At 66.9% G+C, this 26,661-nt stretch carries 23 protein-coding genes; 18 read left to right on the top strand and 5 right to left on the bottom strand.

Annotated features, from left to right (window positions below; all coding sequences use genetic code 11):
- The first annotated feature begins 10 nt into the window (after positions 1–10).
- The 9 genes from BLQ28_RS14535 (at position 11) to BLQ28_RS14495 (ending at position 9,804) form a co-directional block, all read left to right on the top strand.
- Positions 11–586 (top strand): RBBP9/YdeN family alpha/beta hydrolase, encoded by a 576-nt coding sequence (locus BLQ28_RS14535; protein WP_093240436.1) that lies wholly within the window; start codon positions 11–13, stop codon positions 584–586.
- Complete coding sequence (locus tag BLQ28_RS14530; protein ID WP_093240433.1) at positions 583–1,599, top strand: sulfate ABC transporter substrate-binding protein; 1,017 nt, start codon at positions 583–585, stop codon at positions 1,597–1,599. Before BLQ28_RS14535 ends, BLQ28_RS14530 begins: the two co-directional genes overlap by 4 nt.
- Positions 1,600–2,487: a sulfate ABC transporter permease subunit CysT gene (gene cysT, locus BLQ28_RS14525; protein ID WP_093240430.1), complete on the top strand. Its 888-nt coding sequence runs from the start codon at positions 1,600–1,602 to the stop codon at positions 2,485–2,487. It abuts the gene before it with no gap.
- 1 nt (position 2,488) lies between these two features.
- On the top strand, positions 2,489–3,391 hold the full coding sequence (gene cysW, locus BLQ28_RS14520) for a sulfate ABC transporter permease subunit CysW (protein ID WP_093240427.1): 903 nt from the start codon (positions 2,489–2,491) through the stop codon (positions 3,389–3,391).
- 15 nt (positions 3,392–3,406) lie between these two features.
- Positions 3,407–4,504, top strand: a complete 1,098-nt coding sequence (locus tag BLQ28_RS14515) for a sulfate/molybdate ABC transporter ATP-binding protein (RefSeq protein WP_093240424.1) — start codon at positions 3,407–3,409, stop codon at positions 4,502–4,504.
- Positions 4,489–5,004, top strand: a complete 516-nt coding sequence (locus BLQ28_RS14510; RefSeq protein ID WP_176801122.1) for a disulfide bond formation protein B — start codon at positions 4,489–4,491, stop codon at positions 5,002–5,004. The genes BLQ28_RS14515 and BLQ28_RS14510 overlap by 16 nt, the downstream gene beginning before the upstream one ends.
- Before the next feature lie 222 nt (positions 5,005–5,226).
- Positions 5,227–6,378, top strand: a complete 1,152-nt coding sequence (gene macA, locus BLQ28_RS14505; RefSeq protein ID WP_093240419.1) for a macrolide transporter subunit MacA — start codon at positions 5,227–5,229, stop codon at positions 6,376–6,378.
- The gene (gene macB, locus BLQ28_RS14500) at positions 6,378–8,408 is read left to right on the top strand and encodes a macrolide ABC transporter ATP-binding protein/permease MacB (protein WP_093240416.1); all 2,031 of its coding nucleotides are present in this window, start codon (positions 6,378–6,380) and stop codon (positions 8,406–8,408) included. Before macA ends, macB begins: the two co-directional genes overlap by 1 nt.
- Entirely contained in the window at positions 8,401–9,804 is a 1,404-nt protein-coding gene (locus tag BLQ28_RS14495) for an efflux transporter outer membrane subunit (protein WP_093240413.1), read from the top strand. The genes macB and BLQ28_RS14495 overlap by 8 nt, the downstream gene beginning before the upstream one ends.
- A 60-nt stretch (positions 9,805–9,864) precedes the next feature.
- On the opposite strand, the gene BLQ28_RS14490 is transcribed toward BLQ28_RS14495, so the two are convergent.
- A complete protein-coding gene (locus BLQ28_RS14490; protein ID WP_093240411.1) occupies positions 9,865–10,557 on the bottom strand; it encodes a P-loop NTPase family protein in 693 nt (230 codons plus the stop codon).
- 144 nt (positions 10,558–10,701) lie between these two features.
- On the bottom strand, positions 10,702–11,451 hold the full coding sequence (locus BLQ28_RS14485) for a hypothetical protein (RefSeq protein ID WP_256327294.1): 750 nt from the start codon (positions 11,449–11,451) through the stop codon (positions 10,702–10,704).
- A gap of 126 nt (positions 11,452–11,577) precedes the next feature.
- On the opposite strand from BLQ28_RS14485, the gene smc reads away from it, so the two are divergent.
- The 5 genes from smc to def all read left to right on the top strand — a co-directional run bounded on the left by smc (position 11,578) and on the right by def (position 19,469).
- On the top strand, positions 11,578–15,093 hold the full coding sequence (gene smc / locus BLQ28_RS14480) for a chromosome segregation protein SMC (RefSeq protein WP_093240405.1): 3,516 nt from the start codon (positions 11,578–11,580) through the stop codon (positions 15,091–15,093).
- Positions 15,094–15,106: 13 nt separating this feature from the next.
- A complete protein-coding gene (locus tag BLQ28_RS14475) occupies positions 15,107–16,213 on the top strand; it encodes a cell division protein ZipA C-terminal FtsZ-binding domain-containing protein (RefSeq protein WP_093240402.1) in 1,107 nt (368 codons plus the stop codon).
- Positions 16,214–16,238: 25 nt separating this feature from the next.
- The gene (gene ligA / locus BLQ28_RS14470) at positions 16,239–18,326 is read left to right on the top strand and encodes an NAD-dependent DNA ligase LigA (protein ID WP_093240399.1); all 2,088 of its coding nucleotides are present in this window, start codon (positions 16,239–16,241) and stop codon (positions 18,324–18,326) included.
- A gap of 115 nt (positions 18,327–18,441) precedes the next feature.
- A complete protein-coding gene (locus BLQ28_RS14465; RefSeq protein WP_256327293.1) occupies positions 18,442–18,876 on the top strand; it encodes a hypothetical protein in 435 nt (144 codons plus the stop codon).
- A 53-nt stretch (positions 18,877–18,929) separates the two neighbouring features.
- Positions 18,930–19,469, top strand: a complete 540-nt coding sequence (gene def, locus BLQ28_RS14460; protein ID WP_093240397.1) for a peptide deformylase — start codon at positions 18,930–18,932, stop codon at positions 19,467–19,469.
- Between the two features lie 10 nt (positions 19,470–19,479).
- Here def and BLQ28_RS14455 read toward each other — a convergent pair whose 3' ends face one another.
- The gene (locus BLQ28_RS14455) at positions 19,480–19,875 is read right to left on the bottom strand and encodes a DoxX family protein (protein ID WP_093240394.1); all 396 of its coding nucleotides are present in this window, start codon (positions 19,873–19,875) and stop codon (positions 19,480–19,482) included.
- Positions 19,876–20,051: 176 nt separating this feature from the next.
- Here BLQ28_RS14455 and BLQ28_RS14450 point away from each other — a divergent pair, with 176 nt between their 5' ends.
- From BLQ28_RS14450 to BLQ28_RS14435, 4 genes are all read left to right on the top strand, one after another.
- Positions 20,052–21,095 carry an amino acid ABC transporter substrate-binding protein gene (locus BLQ28_RS14450; protein WP_093241678.1) on the top strand — a complete coding sequence of 348 codons (1,044 nt, stop codon included), beginning with the start codon at positions 20,052–20,054 and terminating at the stop codon, positions 21,093–21,095.
- On the top strand, positions 21,092–22,090 hold the full coding sequence (locus tag BLQ28_RS14445) for an amino acid ABC transporter permease (protein WP_093240390.1): 999 nt from the start codon (positions 21,092–21,094) through the stop codon (positions 22,088–22,090). The genes BLQ28_RS14450 and BLQ28_RS14445 overlap by 4 nt, the downstream gene beginning before the upstream one ends.
- Complete coding sequence (locus tag BLQ28_RS14440; protein ID WP_093240386.1) at positions 22,087–23,142, top strand: amino acid ABC transporter permease; 1,056 nt, start codon at positions 22,087–22,089, stop codon at positions 23,140–23,142. The genes BLQ28_RS14445 and BLQ28_RS14440 overlap by 4 nt, the downstream gene beginning before the upstream one ends.
- A 272-nt stretch (positions 23,143–23,414) precedes the next feature.
- Positions 23,415–24,776, top strand: a complete 1,362-nt coding sequence (locus BLQ28_RS14435; protein ID WP_093240383.1) for a homoserine dehydrogenase — start codon at positions 23,415–23,417, stop codon at positions 24,774–24,776.
- Between the two features lie 17 nt (positions 24,777–24,793).
- On the opposite strand, the gene BLQ28_RS14430 is transcribed toward BLQ28_RS14435, so the two are convergent.
- Both BLQ28_RS14430 and BLQ28_RS14425 read right to left on the bottom strand, forming a co-directional pair.
- Positions 24,794–26,305, bottom strand: a complete 1,512-nt coding sequence (locus BLQ28_RS14430; RefSeq protein WP_093240380.1) for a sodium:solute symporter family protein — start codon at positions 26,303–26,305, stop codon at positions 24,794–24,796.
- On the bottom strand, positions 26,302–26,601 hold the full coding sequence (locus BLQ28_RS14425) for a DUF3311 domain-containing protein (protein WP_093240378.1): 300 nt from the start codon (positions 26,599–26,601) through the stop codon (positions 26,302–26,304). Before BLQ28_RS14425 ends, BLQ28_RS14430 begins: the two co-directional genes overlap by 4 nt.
- Between the last annotated feature and the right edge of the window lie 60 nt (positions 26,602–26,661).

Genomic DNA, 26,661 nt, shown 5'->3' with positions numbered 1-26,661 from the left:
GGCACCCGCAATGCAGACCAGCGTCGTCATCGTGCCCGGTTGGCGCGACTCCGGGCCCGGCCACTGGCAGAGCCTGTGGGAGGAGCGCATTCCGGGCGCCGCGCGCGTGGCGCAGGACGACTGGGCCTCGCCCAAGCGCGACGCCTGGGTGTCGACGCTGGCGAAGCTGGTGCTCGACTGCGAAGGCCCGGTGGTGATCGCCGCCCACAGCCTGGGTTGCATCGCCACGGCGCACCTGCCGGCCGCCGCGGCCGCACGAATCCGTGGTGCGCTGCTGGTGGCCCCGGCCGACCCGGAGCGCCGCGCGGTGCTGTCCGACTTCGCGCCCGTGCCGTATGCGGCGCTGCCGTACCGCAGCATCGTCGTGGCCAGCAGCAACGATCCTTACTGCCCGATCCGGTTGGCGGGGGCCTATTCCCGCGCCTGGGGCAGCGAGTTCGTCCGCATGCAGAATGCGGGCCACATCAACATCGATTCGGGGCACGGAGACTGGCCGCTCGGCCTGGCCCTGCTGCAATCGTTGACCGACGAACCCGCCGCCTGGCCGGCGGGTCGTGAATTTTCAGAAAACCTGGCAACCACATGACTTCCAGAATCAAGACCTTCGTCGCCGTGCTCGCGCTGGCGTCCTCCGCTCTCGCCGGCAGCAGCGCCTTTGCCCAAGGTACGTCGCTGCTGAACGCCTCGTACGACGTGGCCCGCGAGTTCTACAAGGACTACAACGCGGCCTTCGTGGCGCACTACAAGAAGGCCACCGGCAAGGACGTCAAGATCGACCAGTCGCATGGCGGCTCCAGCGCCCAGGCACGCGCCGTGGCCGACGGCCTCGACGCCGACGTGGTGACCATGAACACCTCGACCGACATCGACTTCCTGGCCAACACCGGCGTGGTCGCGAAGGACTGGACCAAGAAATTCCCCGACAACGCATCGCCGACCACGTCGACCATGCTGTTCCTGGTGCGCAACGGCAACCCCAAGGGCATCAAGGACTGGGACGACCTCGTCAAGCCGGGCGTGCAAGTCGTGATCGTCAACCCCAAGACCGGCGGCAACGGGCGCTACGCCTACCTTGCGGCCTGGGGCTACATCAAGAAGAAGGGCGGCACCGATGCGCAGGCCGCCGAGTTCGTCGGCAAGCTGTTCAAGAACGTGCCGGTGCTGGCACGCGGCGGCCGCGACGCCACCACCGCCTTCCTGCAACGCAACATCGGCGATGCGCTGATCACCTTCGAATCGGAAGTGGTCTCGATCGACCGCGAGTTCGGTACCGGCAAGGTCGACTCGGTCTATCCGTCGATCAGCATCGTGGCCGAGAACCCCGTGGCCGTGGTCGAGCGCACCGTCAACAAGAAGGGCACCGGCGAACTGGCCAAGGCCTACCTCGACTGGCTGTACTCCGAAGAAGCGCAGGAAATCGCCGCCAAGCATGCGCTGCGTCCGCGTTCGCAGGCCGTGCTCAAGAAGTACGCATCGACCTTCAAGCCGCTGCAGCTCTTCACAGTGCAGGAACTGTTCGGCAGCCTCGGCGAAGCACAAAAGGTGCACTTCAATGACGGCGGCCAGTTCGACAAGCTCTACACGCCCGGCGCGAAGTAAATGAGCGGCGCTGTTTCATCGGCGCTCCCGTCCGCGGGAGCGCCTTTTTCGCGTGCCAACCGGGCAGGGGGCGCCAAGCGCGTGCTGCCCGGTTTCCACATCACGCTCGGCTTCTCGATCCTCTATCTCAGCCTGATCGTGCTGATCCCGCTGTCGGCGCTGGTCTTCAGGACGTTCACGCTGACCTGGGACCAGTTCTGGGTGGCCGTGACCGCGCCCCGCGTGATGGCCTCGTACCGGCTGACCTTCGGTGCCTCGCTGATCGCGGCCGTGGTGAACGCGGTGTTCGGCCTGCTCGTGGCGTGGGTGCTGGTGCGCTACAAGTTCCCGGGCAAGCGCATCGTCGATGCGCTGGTCGACCTGCCGTTTGCGCTGCCGACGGCCGTGGCCGGCATTTCTCTGACCGCGTTGCTCGCGGGCAATGGCTGGATCGGGCAACTGCTGGAGCCGCACGGCATCAAGCTGGCCTTTACTCCGGCGGGCATCGTCATCGCGCTGATCTTCATCGGGCTGCCGTTCGTGGTGCGCACGGTGCAGCCGGTGCTGGAAGATGCCGAGAAAGAGCTCGAAGAAGCCGCCACCTCGCTCGGCGCGACGCGGCTGCAGACCTTCACCAAGGTGATCTTCCCGTCGATCGCCCCGGCGCTGCTCACCGGCTTTGCCATGGCCTTCGCGCGTGCCATCGGCGAGTACGGCTCGGTGATCTTCATTGCCGGCAACATGCCGATGATTTCGGAGATCACGCCGCTCATCATCATCGGCAAGCTGGAGCAGTACGACTATGCGGGCGCCACGGCGGTTGCATTGGTGATGCTGGTCATTTCCTTCGTGCTGCTGCTGGTCATCAACGGCCTGCAGGCATGGCAGCGCCGCAGGGCAGGGGCCTGACATGAGCGCACCTTCCAAAGTCATTCGCCGCGCACAGGCCGGCACCACTGAAGCCGCATGGGTGCGCTGGCTGCTGATCGGCATTGCGCTCGCGTTCATGTTCCTCTTCCTCGTGCTGCCGCTGGCGGCCGTGGCGACCGAGGCGTTGCGCAAGGGCGTTGGCGCCTACCTCGATGCGCTGAAGGAGCCCGATGCCTGGAGCGCCATCCGCCTCACGCTGATCACGGCTGCCATCGCGGTGCCGCTGAATCTCGTGTTCGGTGTCGCGGCGGCCTGGGCCGTTGCCAAGTTCGAGTTTCGCGGCAAGGCCCTGCTCACCACGCTGATCGACCTGCCGTTCGCGGTGTCGCCGGTGGTCGCGGGCCTGATCTACGTGCTGGTGTTCGGTGCGCAGGGCTGGCTCGGCCCGTGGTTGTCGGAGCACGACATCAAGATCATCTTCGCCGTGCCCGGCATCGTGCTGGCCACCGTGTTCGTGACCTTCCCGTTCATCGCGCGCGAGCTCATTCCGCTGATGCAGGCGCAGGGCACCGACGAAGAGCAGGCCGCCATCGTGCTGGGTGCGACCGGCTGGCAGACCTTCTGGCGCGTGACGCTGCCCAACATCAAGTGGGGCCTGCTGTACGGCGTGATCCTGTGCAACGCGCGCGCCATGGGCGAGTTCGGCGCGGTGTCGGTGGTGTCGGGCCACATCCGCGGCCAGACCAACACCATGCCGCTGCACGTGGAAGTGCTCTACAACGAATACCAGTCGGTGGCCGCGTTTGCCGTGGCCTCGCTGCTGGCGATCCTGGCGCTGGTCACGCTGGTGATCAAGTCGGTCATCGAGTGGCGCCACGAGCGCGAGATGAAGGCCATTGCCGAGTTGCCCCCCGAGCGCCCGCCTGAAACGACGGCAGCCTGAGAGAGAGAAGAAACCATGAGCATCGAAATCCGCAACATCAGCAAGCAGTTCGGCGACTTCCGCGCGCTGCGCGACGTGAACCTCGACGTGGAGTCGGGCGAGCTCGTCGCGCTGCTCGGCCCCTCGGGCTGCGGCAAGACCACGCTGCTGCGCATCATCGCGGGGCTGGAAACGGCCGACACCGGCAGCATTCTGTTCTCGGGCGAAGACACCACCGACGTGCACGTGCGCGAGCGGCAGGTCGGCTTCGTGTTCCAGCACTACGCGCTGTTCCGCCACATGACCGTGTTCGAGAACGTCGCGTTCGGCCTGCGCGTGAAGCCGCGCAAGGAGCGCCCGAGCGACGCGCAGATCAAGACCAAGGTGACCGACCTGCTCAAGCTGGTGCAGCTCGACTGGCTGGCCGACCGCTATCCGTCGCAACTGTCTGGCGGCCAGCGCCAGCGCATTGCGCTGGCCCGCGCGCTGGCGGTGGAACCCAAGGTGCTGCTGCTCGACGAGCCCTTCGGCGCGCTCGACGCCAAGGTGCGCAAGGAGCTGCGCCGCTGGTTGCGCCGGCTGCACGACGAGCTGCACGTCACCTCGATCTTCGTCACGCACGATCAGGAAGAGGCGCTCGAAGTGGCCGACCGCGTGGTGGTCATCAACAAGGGCCAGATCGAGCAGGTCGGCTCGCCGCAGGACGTGTGGGACAAGCCCGCGAGTCCTTTCGTGTACGGCTTTCTCGGCGACGTGAACCTGTTCCATGGCCGCGCGGACAACGGCGCGGTGCAGCTCGACGGCATGCGCCTGGATTCGCCCGAGCACAGCGGCGCGCGCGATGCCAAGGCGCTGGCCTACGTGCGGCCACATGACCTGGATGTGACACGCTACGTGACCGGCGCCACCGGTATCGTCGCCACGCTGTCGCGCGCGATTGTTGTCGGACCCATCGCAAGGCTGGAACTTGAGCCCACCGAATCGAATCCAGATAATCCGGGCTCCGGAACCATCATCGAAGCGCAACTCCCTGCGCAACAGTTCCGCGACCTGGGCTTGAAGGAAGGCGACACCGTCGTCGCCAATCCCCGCAAGGCCAGGGTGTTCGTCGAAGAAGAATGGGTATCTCCTTGATCGATTGGTACTTTGGCGCGCCGCGCCGCGCGTACGGGCTGATCTGCCTGGCCTGTGTCCTGATGCTGGCCTTTGGGCTCTACCTGCAGCACGTGGTCGGGCTCGAACCCTGCCCGATGTGCATCGTGCAGCGCTATGCGCTGGTGCTGGTGGCGCTCTTCACGGGGCTGGCCGGTGCGTTCCGCAACAGGGGTTTGCAGATCACCAGCGGCCTTTTGGCCCTGGTCTCGGCCATCGGCGGCGCCTACACGGCGGCGGCGCAGAGCTGGCTGCAGTGGTATCCGCCCGAAGTCGTGTCCTGCGGGCGCGACCTCTACGGAATGATCGAGACTTTTCCGCTCAAGCGCGCACTGCCAATGATCTTCCGCGGCGGCGGCGACTGCTCCAAGGTCGACTGGTCGCTGTTCGGGCTCACGCTGGCCAACTGGTCGTTCGTTGCGTTCACCGTTCTTTCGCTGTTGCTGATCACCTTGCTCGTGCGCTCGCGCCGCGCGCGTTGAGCCACTGATTGAACGCACGGCAGCCGGCATGGCTGCCATGGGGGCCACGTGGTGCCATCCAATCGCCTCGCAGGCCTGAAAGGGCCGGCGGGGCTTTTTGCTTTTTTCCTTCCTCAAGCCGGGCAAAAGTCCCTGCAAGGCGCAGCCCCCTTTAGCAGGCCTTAAGTAACGGGCGATAGGATCGATCCGCTTCTGCAGCGTGTTCCACTCCCATCTCATTGCATGCCCAACATCCCCCCGCGGCGATCGCGCAAGCTCCTTGTCGGTATCGTCGCGATCGCTGTCCTGGCCCTCGTTGGCTTTTTCTGGCTGAGTCCCGCAAAGAAGAACGAGTACCTGACCGCCACGGTGCAGCGCGCCGACCTCGAGAACGCGGTGCTCGCCACCGGTGTGCTGCAGGCCCTCAAGCAGGTGGAAGTGGGTGCGCAGGTCAGCGGCCAGCTCAAGTCGCTCAAGGTCGTGCTCGGCCAGACCGTGAAGAAGGGCGACTGGCTGGCCGAGATCGATCCGGTCATCTCGCAGAACACGCTCGCGCAGGAGCAGGCCAAGCTCGAAAACCTGCAGGCGCAGAAGCTGGCGAAAGAGGTGCGCGTCAAGCAGGCCGAACTCAGCTGGGCCCGCCAGCGCGAAATGCTCGCGCAGGACGCGGCGGCGCGGCAGGACATGGAAAGCGCCGACACCGAGCTTCGCGCGCTGCGTGCCGATGCGGTGTCGCTCGACGCGCAGATCCGCCAGCAGAAACTGGCGCTGGCCTCGGCGCAGACCAACCTGTCGTACACGCGCATCGTGGCGCCCATCGATGGCGATGTGGTGTCCATCAGCACGCTCGAAGGCCAGACGGTGGTGGCCTCGTTCCAGGTGCCCACGCTGATGAAGCTGGCCGACCTGTCGACCATGACCGTCAAGGCCCAGGTGTCCGAGGCCGACGTGGTGCGCGTGCGTCCGGGGCAGCCGGTGTACTTCACCATCCTCGGCGACCCCGACAAGCGCTACTACGGCACCTTGCGCGCCGTGCAGCCATCGCCCGAGAAGATCAACAACGCCGTGTTCTTCAACGCCCTGTTCGACGTGCCCAACCCCGACCGCACGCTGCGCGTGGACATGACGGCGCAGGTCGCCATCATGCTGGGCGAGGCCAAGCAGGCGCTGACCATTCCGCTGACCGCGCTCGGCGCGCGCGACAAGGAAGGGCGGCGCGAGGTCCGCGTCCTCATGCCCGACCAGTCGGTGCAGACGCGGCACGTGCGCGTCGGCATCACCAACAACTTCCAGGCACAGGCGCTGGAGGGCCTGAAAGAAGGTGACAACGTCATCACCGGCGACGCTTCGGCGCTGGAGAAGGCGGACGACGGCAACGGCCGGGGCAAGCACTGATGGCACAGGCACCGCTGTCGCCGCCGCCGCAGCAGCAACCGCAACCCCTGTTGGCGCTGCGCGGCATCGGCCGCAGCTTTCCTTCGGGCGAGCAAGAGGTGCAGGTGCTGAAGGACGTCAACCTCGACATCGGCAGCGGCGAAATGCTGGCCATCGTCGGCGCCTCGGGCTCGGGCAAGTCGACGCTGATGAACATCCTCGGCTGCCTCGACCGGCCCAGCACCGGCACCTACACGGTGTCGGGCCAGGACGTGGGCACGCTCGACAGCGACGCGCTGGCCGAGCTGCGGCGCGAGCACTTCGGCTTCATCTTCCAGCGCTATCACCTGATGCAGCACCTGACGGCCACGGGCAACGTCGAGGTGCCTGCCGTCTATGCCGGTACCGAGGGCAGTGCGCGCGAGTCGCGTGCCCGCCAACTGCTCGCGCGCCTGGGCCTGGGCGACCGCACCGAGCACCGGCCGAGCCAGCTCTCGGGTGGCCAGCAGCAGCGCGTGAGCATCGCGCGCGCACTCATGAATGGCGGGCAGGTGATCCTTGCCGACGAGCCCACCGGCGCGCTCGACAGCCGCAGCGGGCAGGAGGTGATCGCGATCCTGCGCGAGCTGCACGCGCTGGGCCACACCATCATCATCGTGACGCACGACATGCAGGTGGCCAGCTGCACCGAACGCATCATCGAGATCGCCGATGGCGTGATCGTGGGCGACCGGCCCAACGTGCCGACCGTCGCCGCGGCGGAGCAGGAGACGCAGACCGGGCCTGCCGACACCAACATCGAAGCCGGCGCCATGGGCCGGCCGCGCCTGGGCATCGCGCGCTTCAGCACGGGCTGGGCGCGTTTTGCCGAAGCCTTCCGCATGGCATGGCGCTCGATGATGGCGCACCGCATGCGCACCGCGCTGACCATGCTGGGCATCATCATCGGCATCACCTCGGTGGTGTCGATCGTGGCCATCGGCGAGGGCGCCAAGCGCTTCGTGCTGTCGGACATCAAGGCCATCGGCACCAACACGCTCGACATCTATCCGGGCCACGATTTCGGCGACGACAAGGCGGCCGGCATCCGGACGCTGCTGCCGTCCGACCTGCAGGCGCTGTCGGCGCAGTCGTATGTGCACAGCGTGACGCCCGTCACCATGCGCAGCCTGCGGCTGCGCTATCGCAACGCGGACATCAACGGCAACGTGAACGGCGTCAGCGACAGCTACTTCCAGGTGCGCGACATCCAGATCGGCAGTGGCTCGAGCTTCAACGCCGAAGACGTCCGGCGCCAGTCGCAGGTGGTGGTGATCGACCAGAACACGCGGCGCAAGCTGTTCACCGACGGCAGCGATCCGGTCGGCAAGGTGATCCTTGTCGGCAACCTGCCGTGCACGGTGATCGGCGTGGCGGCAGAAAAGAAGAACATGTTCGGCGAGAACAAGTCGCTCAGCATCTGGCTGCCCTACAGCACGGGCGCGAGCCGGCTGTTCGGGCAGCAGCACTTCGACGCGATCACGGTGCGCATCCGCGACGACCAGCCGACCCGCGCCGCCGAAGACAGCATCGTGCGGCTGCTCACCATGCGCCATGGCAGCAAGGATTTCTTTACCTACAACATGGACAGCATCGTGAAGACGGTCGAGCGCACGAGCCAGTCGCTCACGCTGCTGCTGTCGCTGATCGCGGTGATCTCGCTCGTGGTGGGCGGCATCGGCGTGATGAACATCATGCTGGTGTCGGTGACCGAGCGCACCCGCGAGATCGGCATCCGCATGGCCGTGGGCGCGCGCCAGAGCGACGTGCTGCAGCAGTTCCTGACCGAGGCGGTGCTGGTGTGCCTCGTGGGCGGGCTGATCGGCGTGACGCTGTCGTATGGCATCAGCTTTGTGTTTTCGCTTTTCGTCAAGCAATGGCAAATGATCTTTTCGATGGGCGCCGTGGTGTCGGCGTTCTTGTGCGCGTCGCTGATCGGCGTGCTGTTCGGCTACCTGCCGGCGCGCAACGCCGCGCGGCTGGACCCGATCGAGGCGCTGGCTCGTGAGTAGCGCGCGTTGTTGCTTGCGACTTGGGGCAGTCGCCATCGCGGCGGCGCTTGCCGGGTGCACCGCGTTCCAGCCGGAGCAGCGCGCGCAGCGGCCGATCGAAATGCCGCAGGCATGGCAGCAGCAGAAAGCGCCGCAGCCGGCCGCGATGAATGCCGCGGCGATGCCTGCGACCCGCTGGTGGACAGCCTTCAACGACCGCCAGCTCGACGCCGTGATCGACAGCGCGCTGAGCACCAACAACAACCTTGCCGCAGCGGGCATTCGCGTGCAGCGCGCGCAGTTGCAGGCTGGTCTTGCGAACACGAACCTCACGCCGGGCGTGGCGGGGCAGACCGGCACGAGCCGTGGCTACGACCTGAAGCGTGGCGGCGTGGCGGGCACCACATCCAGCACGCAGATCACGCTGAGCTACGAGATCGACCTGTGGGGACGGCTCGCCGCATTGCGCAGTGCCGCCGATTGGGAGCTGAAAGCGACCGAGTCCGACCGCCAAGCCACGGCACTTGCGCTCGTGGGCACCACGGCCGGACTGTATTGGCAGACCGGCTACCTGAACCAGCGCATCGCCTTGAGCGAAGCGGGCATCGAGGACGGTCGGCGCATTCTGGCGCTGGTGCGCGTGAAGTACGCCGCCGGAGCCGTGTCGGGGCTGGACGTGGCGCAGGCGGGCCAGAACCTGGCGAGCCAGGAAGCCGCGCACACGCAACTGCTGCAGCAGCGTGTCGAGGCACGCAACGCGCTGGCGATCCTGTTCGACCGGCCGCCCGAGGCGATGGCGGTGGAGCCCTTGCAGTTGCCGGTTGCCGAACTGCCGGGGATCGATGCAGGTTTGCCCGCGAGCCTGCTGGGCCGTCGCCCCGACCTGCGCGCGGCCGAGCTGCGCCTGCGCGGTGCACTGGCCAACGTCGATGCAACGCGCACCGGCTTCTATCCGACGCTGAGCCTCACCGGTTCACTGGGCACGTCGAGCACCGCGTTGGGCGATCTGCTGAAGAACCCGGTCGGCACGCTCGGTGCAGGGTTGGCGCTGCCGTTTCTGCAATGGAACACGGCGCGGATGACCGTGGCCGTTTCGCAGGCGCAATACGAAGAGGCCGTGCTGGGCTTTCGCCAGTCGCTGTACACGGCGCTGTCCGAAGTGGAGAACGCGCTGTCGTCACGCACGCAACTGCGCGACGAGAGCGGAAAACTGGTGCTGGCTTTGCAGCAGGCGCAGCGCGCGGAGACGCTGTCCGAGGTGCGCTACAAGGCGGGTGCGACGGCGCTGCAGCCGGTGCTGGACGCCAAGGACAGGCGCCGTGCGGCCGAGGTGTCGCTGGCCCAGAACCGGTTGAACCAGCTCAATGCGACGATGACGCTCTACAAGGCCTTGGGTGGGGGCGCTGTCGCCGAGTAGCGGCTTTCGGGTCTTGTCCGGGGTGCTGCGATCGGCAGGCACCCCTTCAGAACTACAGAACTACAGCGGCAAGGTATCGAACGCCGCGTAGACCGTCGCCAGCCACGACTTCACACGCTGCCGTTCGAGCAGCCCCAGCGCATGCGCCCCTTCGCGGTCGTTCACGGCCTTCCAGAAGCTGGTGTTCTGTGCATCGATCTTCCGCATGCTGGCTTCGTGCAAACGCGGAAGCGCAATCACGCGCGCGCCGTTGGCGGTGGCCTTGGAGAGCGACTGCGAGCCCAGCAGCATGCCGAAGTCGCTGCCGCGGCCATAGTTCTGCACCACGATGTAGTTGGGCCGGTTGCCGAAGGTGTCGATCAGCGTGCCGAGCAAGTCGGTCGAGTCCTTGCCATCGTCCAGCACGTGCCAGAAATTGACGGTCACGCCGATCTCGGCGAAGACGTCGAAGAGGTCGGATTCCTTGATCCAGCGCGACAGCGGTGCGAGCGTCTGCGCTGCGAGGTCGACGATCACGCTCTGCTGCGGGTTGGCCTCGAAGCCATTCACGACGGTGTCGAGTCCTTCGAAGCTGTCGACCACCACGGGCGAGGCGAAGCCTTCGTAGAAGCGGGTGAACGAACTGTGCGAGCGGTCGGTGTCGAAGCCGGTGAACGGACGGCTGTGGTCGATGAAGTACTGCGCCAGCACGCGCGCCGTGACCGACTTGCCGACACCGCCTTTTTCGCCGCCGATGAAATTGATGGAGCTCATGAGTTGCTGCTGCCTCGAATGGGTTGAGGGGTGAAGGGCGGATTCATTCTAGGGGCCTGCTTTTTCTGTGAGCCACGCTGGGCAATGGTCTGCAGCAAGGCGCGTGCCTAAGGAAACATCTTTTTTCCGGTCGATCCTGCCGGCCTACTTGGGCACCAGTGTGAAGAGCGGCATGACCACGCCCATGATCCAGTTCTGGCCAAAGTCGAGCGCCGCGCGGCGGTACTTCTCGTCGGCCTGGGCGGCCAGCAGGTCGAGCCGCGCGATCACCTTCGACAGTTCGCGGTCGGCCACGAGGTTGCGGCCGCGGTCGCTGATCTCGGTGGCCAGCAGCAGCGGCTGGCCGTCGGGGCCGGTCTTGGAAGAGATCAGCCAGAGCGAGATCTCGAAGTTGCGGGCCACCCGGTAGCTGTTCTCGGCGTCGATGCCGTCGATCATGGTCTGGTCCCAGGTGTTGCCGTTGGCCTGCTTGAGCATCGTGGTCCAGCCGTACACCAGCGCCGCGACGCGGTCGCCCTGGTAGGCCTGCGGACCGGTCTCGAAGGCCAGCCGGACGGCGTCGATGCCGGTGGCGCCATGCAGCTCGGGCAGGGTGCCGTCTTTCAGCACCGCGTCCCAGGTGCGCTGGGTGGCTTCGTCCATGCTGGGCGCCGATTTGCGCCATTCGCGCGGGTTGCGCCGGTAAAGGGTGTTCTGCACGCGCCGGACCGATTGCAGGTTGTCGCGCAACGAAAGGCTGGCAATGCGGTTGGCACCGGACTGCAGCCACTCGTGGCTGGCATAAGGCTCGGCGCGATCGGTGGAGCGGACCGACGAACAGCCGGCCAGGCCGAGCAGGGCAATGACGCCTGCCTGCAGGCAAATGCGTCGCGCCGCAAGGGGGGGTGAAACCAAGGAATCGCTCATGCCCTGACGTTATCATCCACAACTGGGGCGGCGGCCTGCTGCAAGCCTGCAGGCCCGTGCAATTTTCCTTACAAATCAATACCTTGGCGCTATGCCAAGGCAGGCCGACAAGTCGTGCGTCTTAATTCCATCAAGCTTTCGGGCTTCAAGTCGTTCGCCGAACCCACCAACTTCCTGCTGCCGGGCCAACTGGTCGGCGTGGTCGGACCCAATGGTTGCGGCAAGTCGAACATCATGGATGCGGTGCGTTGGGTGCTGGGCGAGTCGCGTGCCTCGGAGCTGCGCGGCGAGTCGATGCAGGACGTGATCTTCAACGGCACGACCACCCGCAAGCAGGCCAGCCGTTCGAGCGTGGAACTGGTGTTCGACAACGCCGACCACCGCGCCGGCGGCCAATGGAACCAGTTCGGCGAAATCGCGGTGCGGCGCGTGCTCACGCGCGACGGCACCAGCAGCTACTACATCAACAACCAGCCGGTGCGCCGGCGCGACGTGCAGGACGTGTTCCTGGGCACCGGCCTCGGCCCGCGCGCCTACGCGATCATCGGCCAGGGCACGATCAGCCGGATCATCGAATCCAAGCCCGAAGAACTGCGCCTGTTCCTCGAAGAGGCGGCTGGTGTCTCCAAGTACAAGGAGCGCCGTCGCGAGACCGAAAACCGCCTGGGCGACACGCGCGAAAACCTCGTGCGGGTCGAAGACATTCTTCGCGAGCTCAACGCCAACCTCGAAAAGCTCGAGAAGCAGGCCGAGGTGGCCGCGCGCTACAACACGCTGCAGGGCGAAGCCACCAAGAAGCAGCATCAGCTGTGGTTTCTGAAGCGCAGCGAAAGCGACAGCGACCAAGCCAAGATCAAGGCCGATTCCGAAAAGGCCATCAACGACCTCGAATCGCGCACCGCCGATCTGCGCCGCATCGAATCCGAGCTCGAGACCGTGCGCCAGGCCCACTACGCGGCCGGTGACCAGGTCAACCAGGCGCAGGGCAAGCTCTACGAAGCCAGTGCCGAGGTGGGCCGGCTCGAAGGCGAGATTCGCTTCGTGGTCGAAGGCCGCCAGCGCGTCGAACAGCGCCTGGTGCAGTTGCGCGAACAGATGGGCCAATGGGGCACGCGCCGCACCGACGCCGAAACCGAGATCGAAACGCTGGCCGGGCAGGGCGTGGACGCCGAAGAGCAGGCGATCCTGCTGGCCGCGCAGCTCGAAGAACACGACGCGCGCATGCCCGAGCTCGAAGAAGCCGTGCAGCGCGCGCAAGACGAGGCCAATGCCCAGCGCACGACCGTGTCGCAGGTGCAGCAGCAGATCCAGGTGCTGGCCGCCGACCAGCGCAACATCGAAGACCAGAGCCGCCAGCTCACGCAGCGCAGCGAACGCCTGCGCGCCGACCAGAGCGCGCTGGCTGCGCCCGACGAAGCGCGCCTGCTCGAAATGCAGGAGCAACTGGCTGCCGCACAGGAAGTCGCCAGTGAAGCCGACGCGCGCCTGCAGGAGCTGCAGGAAGCCGTGCCGCAACTCGACGACGATCGCCGTGCGAAGCAGCAGGCCGTCAACACCGAGGGCGCCCGCCACGCGGAGTTCTCGGCGCGCCTCGAAGCGCTGCGTGCGTTGCAGGAAAAGGTCAAGACCGACGGCAAGCTGGCCCCCTGGCTGGCCAAGCATGGCCTCGACGGGTTGCAGGGCGTGTGGAGCCGCATCCACATCGAGCAGGGCTGGGAAAGCGCACTCGAAGCCGCATTGCGCGAGCGCCTGGGTGCGCTCGAAGTCAGCCGGCTCGAGATGGTGCGCGCCTTCGGCAACGACGCGCCGCCCGCCAAGCTGGCCTTCTACAGCCCGCCGGCCGCCGGTGTGCCGCAAGACGCAGGCACGCTGCCGCGCCTGTCGAGCCTCCTGCGCCTGAACGACGCGGGCCAGCAGGCGCTGCTGACCGACTGGCTCCACGGCTGCTACACGGCTTCGAGCTTCGAGGACGCACTGGCGCAGCGCGCCACGCTGCAGCCCGGCGAAGTCATCTATGTGCAGAGCGGCCATGCCGTGTCTTCGCACAGCGTCAACTTCTACGCACCCGATTCCGAGCAGGCCGGCCTGCTGGCGCGCCAGCAGGAAATGGAAAACCTGGAGCGGCAGCTGCGCGCCCAGACGCTCATCAACGAAGAAGCGCGCACCGCGCTGATCCGTGCCGAAGCCGCCTATGGCGATGCCGCCTCGCGCCTTGTGACCGCACGGCGCGAAGCCGCCGACACGCAGTCGCGCGCGCACGAGCAGCAGGTCGAGACGCTGCGCATGACGCAGCTGGCCGAGCAGACCCGCGCGCGCAGCGAGCAACTGGCCTCCGACCTTGGCGAAGTCGACGCACAGCTCGAAGAACTGCAAGAAAAGCGCATCGCCGCCGAAGGCCGCTTCGAAGAGCTCGACATGCAGCTGGCCGACAGCCAGGAGCGCCACGCCCAGCTGGACGAGCGCGTCATCGATGCCGGCCGTGCGTTGAATGCCAGCCGCGAGCAGCACCGCAGCCTGGAGCGCCAGGCGCAGGAAGCGACTTTTTCGCAGCGCACGCTCGAAGCGCGCCGCGCCGAACTCAACCGCGCCATCGAAACCGCCTCGCAACAGGTCGTGGCGCTCACCGACGAAGACGAGCGCGCCCGCGCCGAACTGAGCCGCCTGTCCGATGCCGCCGCACAGGCTGGCCTGCAGGACGCGCTGTCGCTCAAGCTCGAACGCGAAGCCTCGCTGGGCGCCTCGCGCAGCCAGTACGACGACCTCACGCTCAAGCTGCGCGCGAGCGACGAGCGCCGCCTGCAACTCGAACGCGAACTCGATCCGCTGCGCCAGCGCATCACCGAGTTCCAGCTCAAGGAACAGGCCGCGCGCCTGGGCGTCGAGCAGTACCAGCAACTGCTGGACGATGCAGGCGCCGATCTCGAAGCCGTGGCGCTCTCGATCGAGACCGACAAGGTGCGCCTGACCGGCCTGCAAAGCGAAATCGACCGCCTCAACCGCGAAGTTGTTGCGCTGGGTGCGGTGAACCTTGCCGCGCTCGATGAGCTCGCCATTGCGAGCGAGCGCAAGACCTTCCTCGACGCGCAATCGGCCGACCTGAACGAAGCCATCGGCACGCTCGAAGACGCCATTCGCAAGATCGACGCCGAAACGCGCGACCTGCTGGGCGGCACCTTCAAGATCGTCAACGACCACTTCAGCCGCATGTTCCCCGAGCTGTTCGGCGGCGGCAATGCGCGGCTCGTGATGACGGGCGACGAAATCCTCGATGCCGGCGTGCAGGTGCTGGCGCAGCCACCCGGCAAGAAGAACCAGACCATCCACCTGCTGTCGGGCGGTGAGAAGGCGCTCACGGCCATTGCGCTGGTGTTTGCGATCTTCCAGCTCAACCCGGCGCCTTTCTGTCTGTTGGACGAAGTGGACGCGCCGCTGGACGACGCGAACACCGAGCGCTATGCCAAACTCGTGACCGCCATGAGCCGCGAAACCCAGTTCCTCTTCATCAGCCACAACAAGATCGCCATGGAAATGGCCGAGCAGCTGATCGGCGTGACGATGCAGGAGCAGGGCGTGTCGCGGATCGTCGCGGTCGACATGGAGTCGGCGGCCTCGATGGTCGAGGCTGCTTGAAGCGGGCGGCCTCATGAGCAACCTCACTCTTGCCCTGGCCATCCTCGGTGGCCTCGTTCTCGCAGCCGTCGTGGGCTACGAGGCCATGATGTCGCGCCGCAATGCGCCGCGCCAGCCCGATGCGGTCGATACCGCGCTGGCCGATGTCGAGCGCTCCCTGTCGTCTTCGGGCGATGGCGTGGAGCCGATGCTGCATGTCGACCCGCACCAGGTGTCGGGCAGCGCCGACCGGCATGAACCCCTGTTCGACCCCGACCTGCCGGCACCCAGCGGCGTGCCCGTGCCGACCGGCGAACGCCGCGGCGGGCTCGACCCGCTGATCGACGTGATCGCGCCGATCTCGCTGGACGGCCTGGCCTCGGGCGATGCCGCCATCGCCGCCATGCCGCCGACGCGGCGCGCGGGCAGCAAGCCAGTGGCCATCGAGGGCCTGAACGAGCGCAACGGCCAATGGGAGCCGCCCGCACCCGGCCAGCGCTACAGCGCGTTCCAGGTGGGCGTGCAGCTGGCCAACCGCACCGGCGCACTCAACGAGATCGAGTATTCCGAGTTCGTCGTGAAAGCGCAGGCCTTTGCCGACGCGGTCAATGGCGCGCCCGAATTTCCCGAGATGCTTGACGAAGTGGCGCGCGCCCGCGAGCTCGACCAGTTCGCCAGCGCGCACGATGCGCAACTCGGCTTCGTGCTGCGCGCGCTGCATGCGGCATGGAGCCCGGGCTACGTGCAGCAGAACGCCGCGCGGCTCGGTTTCGTGGCCGGCATCATCCCGGGGCGCATGGTGCTGCCAACGGGTGAGGTCGGCCTGCCGCCGATCCTCGGACTGGCGTTCGACACCCAGGCCGCGCTGGCCGACGACCCGGCGCAATCGGCGATTCGCGAACTCAGCCTGAGCCTGGACGTGCCGCAGGTCGACCGCGACGAAGAGCCTTTCCGCCGCATGCGCGAAGCCGCTGCCACGCTCGCACGCGAAATGGACGGCGTGGTGACCGACAGCGACGGCCAGTTGCTGCGCGACGAGACGATGGACGTGATCGGCACCGACCTCGAGCAGCTCTACGACACGCTCGATGCGCGCGACCTGGCAGCGGGTTCGCCGCTGGCGCGCCGCCTCTTCAGCTAATCCGATTCTTTCGGGAGACAACCCCATGACGACGCGCGACGAAGCGGCTCGCGAAGCCGCCGCACTGAGCGAACAGCTTCACCGCAACGCTCACCTCTACTACGTGCTCGACGCGCCCGAACTGCCCGACGCCGAGTACGACAAGCTGTTCCAGCGCCTGCAGGCCCTGGAAGCCGAATACCCCGAGCTGCGCACGCCCGACTCGCCGACGCAGCGCGTGGGCGGCAAGGTGCTCGACGGTTTCACCAAGGTGCGCCACAAGGTGCCGATGCTGTCGATCCGCACCGAGACCGACATCACGCCCGGCGGCGCCAGCGCCTTCGATGCGCGCGTGCGCAAGGAACTGGGCCTGGCCGAAGACGGCCCGCAGGTCGAGTACGTCTGCGAGCTGAAGTTCGACGGCCTGGCCATGAACCTGCGCTACGAGAATGGCGTGCTGGTGCAGGCCGCGACGCGCGGCGACGGCGAAGTGGGTGAAGAGGTCACGCAGAACATCCGCACGGTGCGCGAGATTCCGTTGAAGCTCAACGGCAAGGCGCCGCCGGTGGTCGAGGTGCGTGGCGAGGTCTACATGAAGCGCGCCGATTTCGACGGGCTCAACGAGCGCCAGCGCCAGAAGATCGCGGCCGGCCAGAAGAACGAGAAGGTGTTCGTCAATCCGCGCAATGCGGCGGCCGGTGCGGTGCGCCAGCTCGATCCGGCGATTGCCGCAGCACGGCCGCTCAGCTTCTTTGCCTACGGGCTCGGCGAAGTGACGCCAGCCAGCGAAGGTGGACCCGATTGCCCGACGCAGTTCGACTGGCTGCAGCAGTTTCATGCGTGGGGATTCCCCGTTGCAACGCAGACCGCGCGTGCGAAGGGTGCTATTGAACTCATAGCGTTCCACGAGAACATCGGCCGCCAGCGCGATGCCTTGCCCTATGACATCGACGGCGTGGTCTACAAGGTCGACAGCGTGGAACTGCAGCGGCAACTGGGCTTTGTCTCGCGCGAGCCGCGCTGGGCCGTGGCGCACAAGTACCCGGCGCAGGAGCAACTGACCGAGGTACTCGGCATCGAGATCCAGGTCGGCCGCACCGGCAAGCTCACGCCGGTGGCCAAGCTGGCGCCGGTGTTCGTCGGCGGCGTGACCGTGACCAACGCCACGCTCCACAACGAGGACGAGGCCCGCCGCAAGGACGTGCGCGTGGGCGACACCGTCATCGTGCGCCGCGCGGGCGACGTGATTCCCGAAGTGGTTGGCGTGGTGCCCGAGAGCCTCGCCAAGCCTGACGAGCAGCGCGGCCCGGTGTTCACCATGCCGCACCAGTGCCCGGTGTGCGGCTCGGAGGCCGTGCGCGAAGAGGGGGAAGTCGACTACCGCTGCACCGGCGGCCTGTTCTGCGCGGCACAGCGCAAAGAGGCCATCCTGCACTTCGCGGCGCGGCGCGCGGTCGATGTCGATGGCCTGGGCGACAAGCTGGTCGAACAGCTGGTCGACGCCAACCTCATCCGCACCTTGCCCGACCTCTACAGGCTCGGATTCACCACGCTGGCGGGGCTGGACCGCATGGCCGAGAAATCGGCCAAGAACCTTGTCGATGCGCTCGAAGCCTCGAAGAAGACCACGCTGCCGCGCTTCCTGTTCGGCCTGGGCATCCGCCACGTGGGCGAGAGCACCGCGAAAGACCTGGCCAAGCACTTCGGCAAGCTCGACGCGATCATGGACGCGAGCGAAGAGCAATTGCTCGAAGTCAACGACGTGGGGCCGGTGGTGGCGCAGAGCCTGCGCACCTTCTTCGACCAGCCGCACAACCGCGAAGTGGTCGAGCAGCTGCGCGCCTGCGGCCTGACATGGGAAGAGGGCGAGCCCGCGGCGCGTGCGCCCAAGCCTTTGGCGGGACTGACCTTCGTCATCACCGGTACCCTTCCTACGCTGGGCCGCGACGAAGCGAAGGATAAATTGGAGGCAGCCGGCGCCAAGGTCGCCGGTTCCGTCAGCAAGAAGACCCACTACCTCGTGGCCGGCGAAGAGGCCGGCAGCAAGCTCGACAAGGCCCGCGAGATCGGGGTCGAAGTGATCGACGAGGCGCGTATGCTGGAGATTCTGGCGAACGGTGTCCCGGAAAAATGAAGACGTAGCGGCGGGCTCTCTTTACCGGCCGTTACGCGACTTCATCCTGCCGCAGTCAACAGGGTCTACAACCTGGCGTTGAAAGCAAACTGAAGGCCAATAAGGAGAGACCCTCATGCAAAAAATTCGTGTTCTTGGTGCCACCATCGCCCTCGGCGGCCTCGTGCTGCTGACCGGTTGCGCCGTTCCAGGCGATCCCTATTACGGCGGGGGCTACGCTGGCGGAGGTTATTCCTCGGGCGGTTACTACACCGATCCCGCGCCAGTGGTCGTCCAACCGGCACCGGTCTATATCAACGGCGGGGGCTACTACGAGCGCCGCCCCTCGTACTACGACCGTCCCTACTACGACCGTCGCCCCTACTACAACAGGCCCGGATACCCGTATCCAGGGGGCGTGCGACCGGGCAACTACCCGCGTCCTCCTGTCGTCGGGATTCCAGCCCAACCCGTCCGTCCGGGCGGGCTTCCGGCGACCGGCCGGCCGGCGTTGCCCAACCTGCCGGGCACGCCGATCCACAGTACGACGAACCCAGTCCGCGATCAGTGACCTTCGCGTCCTGATGGTGCTGTGAGGTCGCGCAGCGTCGCGATAATCGCGCCATGGCCATCCGCGAAATCCTCAAGATGGGCGACCCCCGGCTGCTGCGCATCGCGCAGCCGGTCGCCGCCTTCGACACCGACGAGCTGCACCTGCTGGTGCGCGACATGTTCGAGACGATGCATGCCGTCAACGGCGCGGGCCTTGCGGCTCCGCAAATCGGCGTCGATCAGCAACTCGTGATCTTCGGCACCGACATCGTCAACCCCCGCTATCCCGATGCACCACCGGTGCCCCGCACGGTGCTGCTCAACCCCGTCATCACCCCGCTGAGCGATGAAGAGGAAGAGGGTTGGGAGGGATGTCTTTCGGTGCCGGGCCTGCGCGGCGTGGTGCCGCGCTTTGCCAATGTCCGCTATACCGGCTTCGACCTCTACGGCGACCCGATCGACCGGGTCGCGAGCGGTTTTCATGCGCGTGTGGTGCAGCATGAAGTCGACCACCTGCTGGGCAAGCTCTACCCGATGCGGGTGCGCGATTTCTCGCGTTTCGGCTACACCGAGGTCCTGTTCCCAGGCCTCGATGCAGCCGATGACGACTGACTGAGCTCGCTCAGTTGTACTTGCTGCTCAGGGCGAAGCGGCCGCCACCCATGAACGCGAGGGCCAGTGCCGCGAACAGGAACATGCCCTGCAGTTCCAGTGCCCAGCCGCCTTGCTTGCCGAGCGCCGTCAGGTCCTTCATGTGGACCAGCGCAAAGGCCACCAGCATGTTGATCGCGACGATCCATGCAGCGGGCCGCGTGTAGAGCCCGATGATCAGCAGCACGGGCGCCACCACCTCGCCGATGTAGACCAGGTAGGCCAGCGCGCCCGGCAGGCCATGCTGGGCCAGCATGCCGGAAATGAAGCCGACGCCACCCTGCAGCTTGGCGATGCCGTGCAGCAGGATCAGGACGCCAAGCGAAACGCGCAGGATGAACTTGCCGGTGTCGTCGGATTTGACCATTGTGTTGATTCCATTTGAGAGTGATTCGAGGGCCGTATGGTAGTGAACCGCCGGCGCTTTCGGGCGCTGGATGAGGGGCGAATCGCCGGCATATGCATCCAACCCGGTGTTCTTTGGCAGAGTGCGGTGTCGCCCCGTACACTGCCTTTTGCTTACTGTTGAGGAGAACACCAATGATGAAGAACCGATTTGCCGGATTCCGTCCGGCCCTGCTCGCCGCCGCGTCCGTTGTCGCCTTGGCCTCTGCCGCTCCCGCCTTCGCCGGCAAGACGCTCGATGCGGTCAAGCAGCGCGGCACCGTCAAGTGCGGCGTGACCAACGGCGTGGCCGGGTTCTCGGCACCGGACACCCAGGGCAACTGGTCGGGCCTCGATGTCGACACCTGCCGCGCCATCGCGGCCGCCGTGCTCGGCGACGGCAAGAAGGTCGACTTCGTGCCGCTCAATTCGCAGCAGCGCTTCTCGGCCCTGCAGGCCGGCGAAATCGACATCCTCGCGCGCAACACCACCTGGACGCTGACGCGCGACGCGTCGCTCGGCTTCAACTTCACCACCATCACCTATTACGACGGCCAGGGCTTCCTGGTGCCGAAGAAGCTCAAGGTGACCAGTGCCAAGCAACTGAAGAACGCCACCATCTGCACGCAGTCGGGCACCACCAACGAGAAGAACGTGTCGGACTACTTCCGCGCGCAGAACATCCCGGTCAAGACCGTCGTGTTCGAGAGCTTCGAGGCTTCGTTCAAGGCCTTCTTCTCGGGCCGCTGCCAGGCCTTCACCACCGATGCTTCGGCGCTGGCGGGCCTGCGCAACAAGGAAGCGCCGAACCCCGACGACTACATCATCCTGCCCGAGCTGATCTCCAAGGAGCCGCTCGCGCCGCTGGTGCGCCGTGGCGACGACGAATGGTTCGCCATTGCCAAGTGGGTGCCCAACGCGCTCATCGAGGCGGAAGAATTCGGCATCACGCAGGCCAATGCCGACCAGCTCAAGGCCAACAGCAAGGACCCGGCGCAGCAACGGCTGGTCGGCACCGGTGAAGACCTCGGCAAGCTGCTGGGCCTCGACAAGGACTGGTCGTTCCGCGCGATCAAGGCCGTGGGCAACTACGGCGAGATGTTCGAGCGCAATGTCGGGCCGAAGTCGGTGCTCAAGCTGCCGCGCGGCTCGAACAACCTCTGGAGCAAAGGCGGCCTGATCTACGCACCACCGGTTCGATGAACGGCAGGGCCTCGCGCCGCGGCGCCTGGCTGGCCTGGGTGGTCCAGGCGCTGCTGGTGCTGGCCGTCGTGGCTGGCGCGGCCTGGGTGGTGCACCACGCGCTCGAAGTGCTGCGCGCGCGGGGTGTCCGCTCCGGCTTCGACTTTCTCACCGAGCCTGCGGGTTTCTCGATCAGCGAAGGCTGGCTCGACTTCGATGCGAGCCAGCCCTTTTGGCGTGCATTTCTTGCGGGCCTGATCAACACGGTGCGCGCGGCGGTGCCGGCGGCCATCTTCGCGGTCGTGCTCGGCACGCTGATCGGCATTGGCCGGCTGGCGCCGCACGTGCTGCTGCGCGGCATCTGCACCGCGTATGTCGAGTTGCTGCGCAACGTGCCGCTGCTGGTGCAGTTGCTGATGCTGGCCTTCGCGATGGCCAACCTGCTGCCCGATCCGACCGAGCCCGTGCACCTGATGCCGGGCGTGTGGCTCAGCAAGGGCGGTCTCAGCGTGCCCTGGCCCGTGGCGGGCGAGGGCGGCTGGTGGCCCACGCATTTCGAGTGGCCCGAGCGCGGCGATTTCGGCGTGAGCGGTGGCGCCGCGCTGAGCCCCGAGTACGTGACCATCGTGGCGGGGCTGTCTTTCTACTCGGCGGCCTTCGTGGCCGAGATCGTGCGCGCCGGCATCCTGTCGGTCTCTCAGGGGCAGGTGCTCGCGGGGCAGGCGCTGGGGCTGTCGTCGGTGCAGCAGTTGCGCATCGTGATCCTGCCGCAGGCGCTGCGGGTGATCGTGCCCTCGCTCACCAACCAGTTGCTGAGCCTCGTCAAGAATTCGTCGCTGGCGGTGGCCGTGGGCTACCCGGAGCTGGTGTCGGTGGCGAACACCACCATCGGCTCGAATGGCCGGGCCTTCGAGTGCATCGCGATCATCATGGCGGTCTACCTGCTGCTGTCGCTGCTGATTTCCTTCGGCATGAACCGCTACAACGCGCGCGTCGCGCTGCGAGGCTGGCGATGAGGAACGTCGCACAGGGCCCGATTGCATGGCGCAGCGAGCTCTGGGGCTCACCGCTGCGCGCGCTGGCGACTGTTCTGTTAATTGCGCTGCTCGTGTGGGGCGGCTTCCATGTCATCGAGTGGGGTGTGGTGCACGCTGTGTTCCGCCCCGATGCCGAAGCCTGCCGCGCGGTGCAGCACGGCGCCTGCTGGGGCGTGGTGGCCGAGAAGTGGCGGCCGATGCTGTTCGGCCGCTTTCCCTATGAAGAGCAATGGCGCCCGGCCATCGCGGTGGTCGTGTTGTCGGCCATCACCGTGCTCAGTGCGTGGCCGCGCAGTTGGCGCTGGTGGCTGGTGCCGTTGTGGGTTGTCGCGCTGCTGTTGTTCGTGCTGCTGATGCGTGGCGGCGTCGCCGGGCTGAGCCATGTGCCGACGAGCCGCTGGGGTGGCCTGCCGCTCACCATCGGGCTGGCTGTGGTCGGGCTGGCGCTGGCTTTTCCGCTCGCATTGCTGCTGGCATTGGGGCGCCGCTCGGGTTGGCCTGTGGTGCGCACGCTGAGCGCGAGTTACATCGAACTGGTGCGCGGCGTGCCGCTGATCTCGGTGCTGTTCATGGCTTCGTTCCTGTTGCCGTTGCTGTGGCCGGCGGGCTGGCAGCCCGACGTGCTGGTGCGGGTGCTCGCGGGCCTCACGCTGTTCGTGGCGGCGTATCTGGCCGAGATCATCCGTGGCGGCCTGCAGGCGGTGCCGCGCGAACAGACCGAGGTCGCCATGGCGCTCGGCTTCGGCCGCTGGCCGGTGCAGCGCGACATCGTGCTGCCGCAGGCGCTGCGGCTCGTGGTGCCGGCGCTGACCAACAGCGTGGTCGGCACGCTGAAAGACACCTCGCTGGTCACGGTGGTCGGCCTGTTCGAGTTGACCGGTGCGCTGGGCCTGGCACTCGGCGGCGACCCGACCTGGCGGCCGTTCTACCTCGAGGGCTACCTGTTCATCGCGGCGATGTACTGGGTGCTGTGCTTCGGGCTCTCGCGCTACAGCGTGTGGCTCGAAAAGCGCCTGTCGGCTGCGCCCTGAGCCGGTTGGTTAACAAGCCTGTTGTACACTCCGGCCCTCATGTCGAGCCACAACTTCACCCCCGCATCCGCCGCAGCCTCCATGGCTCGCATGATGCCGCCTGCCTCCGCGCAGGCGATGGTTGTTGCTCGAATGATTACCACCATTACCACCGCGGCCACCTGAGCACGCGCAGGTGGCCGTTCCGGCAGCCACCTGGTGTATCGCTCTCTCCCCGAACGAATCAACCCAGCTCTGGCAGCTGGGTTTTGTTTTTTCGTCTGGAGATGTCCATGTACCGCGATCCCGTTGAATCCCTCGAGCCCTTGCACAGCCGCCCTGCGGCCATTCGTCCCCTGCGCGTGGGGATGATCGGTATCGGCACCGTGGGCTCGGGCACCTTTCGCGTGCTGGCCCGCAACCGGGCCGACATCGCGGCCCGCGCCGGCCGGGCGATCGAGCTGGTGATCGTTGCGGCCCGCAACCTCGAACGGGCGGCAACGGTCGTCGAGGGCAGCGTGCCGCTCACTGCCGACCCGCTGCATGTGGCCACGCACCCCGACGTCGATGTGGTGGTGGAAGTGGCGGGCGGCACCGGCCCCGCGCGCGACTGGGTGCTGGCCGCCATCGCGCACGGCAAGCACGTGGTCACGGCCAACAAGGCCTTGCTGGCGGTGCACGGCACTGAAATCTTTGCCGCCGCGCGAGAGAAGGGCGTGGTCGTCGCCTACGAAGGCGCCGTGGCCGTGAGCATCCCGATCATCAAGGCGCTGCGTGAGGGCCTTGCGGCCAATCGCATCGAATGGGTGACGGGCATCATCAACGGCACCACCAACTTCATCCTGAGCAAGATGCGCGACGAGGGGTTGGACTTCGCGAGCGCACTCGCGCAGGCCCAGTCGCTCGGCTACGCGGAAGCCGACCCCACCTTCGACATCGAGGGCATCGATGCCGCCCACAAACTGACGCTGCTTGCCGCCAATGCTTTCGGCATGCCGCTGCGCTTTGTCGATGCGCAGGTGGAGGGCATCACCGCCTTGCAAGGGCTGGACGTGGCCTGCGCCGAGCAACTGGGCTACCGCATCAAGCTGCTCGGCGTGGCGCGCCGCAAGGCGGACGGCGTGGAGCTTCGCGTGCAGCCCGCGCTGGTGCCGGCCGATCACCTGATGGCGCATGTGAACGGATCGATGAATGCGGTCATGGTCAAGAGCGACGCCGCCGGCCTGACGATGTACTACGGCGCGGGTGCCGGCTCGGAGCAGACCGCATCGGCCGTGATCGCCGACCTGGTCGATGTGGCGCGACTCGATGGTGTCCATGCCGCGAACCATGTGCCGCATCTGGGCGTGCATGCCCACGCGACGAATGCCTTGCCGGTGTTGCCGCGCGCGGCCGTGCACACGGCGCACTACCTGCGGGTGCCGGTGCATTCGGTCGGCCAGATCCAGGCGGTGACGGCCTGCCTCGCCGAGCAGCGCGTGCCGGTTCGGCAGGTGGCGCTGGCGGCCGAGCGGCCCGGTGTCGGTCCGCAGGTGCTGGTACTGACGGGGCCTGCTTCGCAAGGCGCGCTGGACCTGGCGGTGCATGCGCTGCAGGCGAGGGCGGAAGTAGCCGGCCCGGTGGTGACGCTGCGTGTGGAAGCGCTGGAGGCCTGAACACCCCCCCCAGCGCGTCAGGCCGTCCGCGCGCGCAGCTCCGGTGCGCTGGCATCGGGCAGCGGCTCATCATGCAGCCCCAGTGCGACCGCCTCGCGCCGCGGCGCTGCGGTAGCCAGACTGACGACAACCACCACCGCTGCGTTGATCGCCATCGCGATCAGCCCGGCCTCCCACTGCGGCACGGCTGTCGCCCAGAACTTCGCCGCGAAAGGCGCCAGCAGGGCGACGAAGCCCGCCACCAGCCCGGCCAGCACGCCGATCGCGCTCGTGCGTTTCCACAAGAAGCCGAGGAACACGCCGGGCGCGAGCATGCCGATGGCCGAATAGGCATCGAGCAGGATCTTCACCAGCGAGCCCTTCTGGCTGACCGACAGCCACACCGCGATGGCCGCGAACACCACCAGCGAGCCGCGCGACAGCGCCAGCGACCCACGCTCGCCCAGCCCGGGCCGGAACGGCCGCACCACGTTGCGCGTGAAGATCGAGCCGGCCGTCAGCAACAGCAGCGAGCCCGGTGCCAGCGCCAGCAGGAAGCCCGTGCCCGCGAGAAGGCCGACCATCCACGCCGGATAGCGGTCCGACACGAACTGCAGCAGCGCCGCGTTCAGGTTGCCGCCCGGCGGCTGCGTGTGGGCCAGCAGCGCCGCGAAGCCCAGCAGGATGATGAAGAAATAAGCCAGCGAGTACAGCGGCTGCCAGATCGCATTGCGGCGAATCGCCGTGGCGCTGTGCGCCGTGTACGACATCTGGAACAGATGCGGAAAGACCCAGTTGCCCAGCGCGATGTTGATGGCCGATGTCATGAGCCAGATCGCGGTGGTGGGCGAGGTGGCATCCAGGCCCGGAAACTTGCCGATACCGGGGTGCTGCGCCTCGGCCATCGAGAACAGGTCGAGCAGCGAGGCCGCGCCGACCTTGCTGGCCACGGTCACGCTCAGCAGCACCACGACGATGACCATCAGCACGTCTTTCACGCCGGCCGCGAAGGCGGCCGAACGCACGCCCGCCGTGAAGACGAAGGCCACCATCAGCAGGCCCGCGCCCACCGTCGCGGCCTCGCCCGAGATGCTGCTGCCCAGCGTGAGCTGCACGATCAGCCCGAGGCTCACCAACTGGATCTGCACGTACACGACCAGCGAGGCGATGCCCACGACGCCCGTGAGCACGCCGAGCCAGGGCGCGTCGTAGCGCGCGGCGAAGAAGTCCGACTGCGTGAGCAGCCGCCCGAGCCGGCCCGCGCGCCAGATCTTCGGCATGAGCCAGTAGCCCACCGCATAGCTCATCGACACCGAACAGAACGCGAGGTAGGCGGGCGCGCCCAGCGCCCATGCGTAGCCCGAGATGCCGAGCACCGCGAAGGTCGTGTAGACCTCGCCCGCATTCATGAACCAGAACACCAGCGTGCCCAGGCTGCGGCCACCGACGGCCCAGTCGGCAAAGCTCTTGCCGTGGCGGGTGCGGCGGCCGTAGGCAATGGCGCCCGCAACAGTGGCCAGCAAGATGGCCAGGACGATCGCGAGCTTCATGGTGCGCCGTCCTTGCCTGCATCGTCGGCCCGCTGGCTTTTCGCGAGGAACTCGGCCTCTTCGGCTTCGACGCCGGCGCGCGCATCGAGCCTGAAGACCAGCGCGATCACCACGCTCGTGAGCACGATGCCGGCCATCTGCCAGAACATCGGAAAGGGCAGTCCGAATGGCGTGGCGGCGATGTCGTTCACCGCCGGCGCCAGGCAGGCCTGCCAGACGAAGGGAAACACCAGCAGCCATCGGTGGCCAAGGCGGGGTGGCTTGCTTCTGCTGCGTTCGGCGGGGACGTCGGCCATCTAGGTTCCTGTAAAGTGGTACTGCACAAAACTGGACGGAGTGTGCAACCGGATTGCCGG

It is taken from the genome of Variovorax sp. EL159 (genome assembly GCF_900100965.1).
GTDB lineage: Bacteria > Pseudomonadota > Gammaproteobacteria > Burkholderiales > Burkholderiaceae_C > Variovorax.
This window is presented reverse-complemented; position numbering and strand designations above follow the sequence as displayed.

Bases quoted from the DNA above. Each gene is read 5' to 3' on its own strand.
- BLQ28_RS14530 (WP_093240433.1), top strand. From the start codon at position 583: ATGACTTCCAGAATCAAGACCTTCGTCGCCGTGCTCGCGCTGGCGTCC.
- cysW (WP_093240427.1), top strand. From the start codon at position 2,489: ATGAGCGCACCTTCCAAAGTCATTCGCCGCGCACAGGCCGGCACCACT.
- BLQ28_RS14440 (WP_093240386.1), top strand. From the start codon at position 22,087: ATGAGGAACGTCGCACAGGGCCCGATTGCATGGCGCAGCGAGCTCTGG.
- BLQ28_RS14465 (WP_256327293.1), top strand. From the start codon at position 18,442: ATGCAAAAAATTCGTGTTCTTGGTGCCACCATCGCCCTCGGCGGCCTC.
- macB (WP_093240416.1), top strand. From the start codon at position 6,378: ATGGCACAGGCACCGCTGTCGCCGCCGCCGCAGCAGCAACCGCAACCC.
- macA (WP_093240419.1), top strand. From the start codon at position 5,227: ATGCCCAACATCCCCCCGCGGCGATCGCGCAAGCTCCTTGTCGGTATC.
- cysT (WP_093240430.1), top strand. From the start codon at position 1,600: ATGAGCGGCGCTGTTTCATCGGCGCTCCCGTCCGCGGGAGCGCCTTTT.
- BLQ28_RS14425 (WP_093240378.1), bottom strand. From the start codon at position 26,601: ATGGCCGACGTCCCCGCCGAACGCAGCAGAAGCAAGCCACCCCGCCTT.
- def (WP_093240397.1), top strand. From the start codon at position 18,930: ATGGCCATCCGCGAAATCCTCAAGATGGGCGACCCCCGGCTGCTGCGC.
- ligA (WP_093240399.1), top strand. From the start codon at position 16,239: ATGACGACGCGCGACGAAGCGGCTCGCGAAGCCGCCGCACTGAGCGAA.
- BLQ28_RS14455 (WP_093240394.1), bottom strand. From the start codon at position 19,875: ATGGTCAAATCCGACGACACCGGCAAGTTCATCCTGCGCGTTTCGCTT.
- BLQ28_RS14430 (WP_093240380.1), bottom strand. From the start codon at position 26,305: ATGAAGCTCGCGATCGTCCTGGCCATCTTGCTGGCCACTGTTGCGGGC.
- BLQ28_RS14450 (WP_093241678.1), top strand. From the start codon at position 20,052: ATGAAGAACCGATTTGCCGGATTCCGTCCGGCCCTGCTCGCCGCCGCG.
- BLQ28_RS14510 (WP_176801122.1), top strand. From the start codon at position 4,489: ATGGGTATCTCCTTGATCGATTGGTACTTTGGCGCGCCGCGCCGCGCG.
- BLQ28_RS14475 (WP_093240402.1), top strand. From the start codon at position 15,107: ATGAGCAACCTCACTCTTGCCCTGGCCATCCTCGGTGGCCTCGTTCTC.
- BLQ28_RS14490 (WP_093240411.1), bottom strand. From the start codon at position 10,557: ATGAGCTCCATCAATTTCATCGGCGGCGAAAAAGGCGGTGTCGGCAAG.
- BLQ28_RS14515 (WP_093240424.1), top strand. From the start codon at position 3,407: ATGAGCATCGAAATCCGCAACATCAGCAAGCAGTTCGGCGACTTCCGC.
- BLQ28_RS14535 (WP_093240436.1), top strand. From the start codon at position 11: ATGCAGACCAGCGTCGTCATCGTGCCCGGTTGGCGCGACTCCGGGCCC.
- BLQ28_RS14435 (WP_093240383.1), top strand. From the start codon at position 23,415: ATGTACCGCGATCCCGTTGAATCCCTCGAGCCCTTGCACAGCCGCCCT.
- BLQ28_RS14445 (WP_093240390.1), top strand. From the start codon at position 21,092: ATGAACGGCAGGGCCTCGCGCCGCGGCGCCTGGCTGGCCTGGGTGGTC.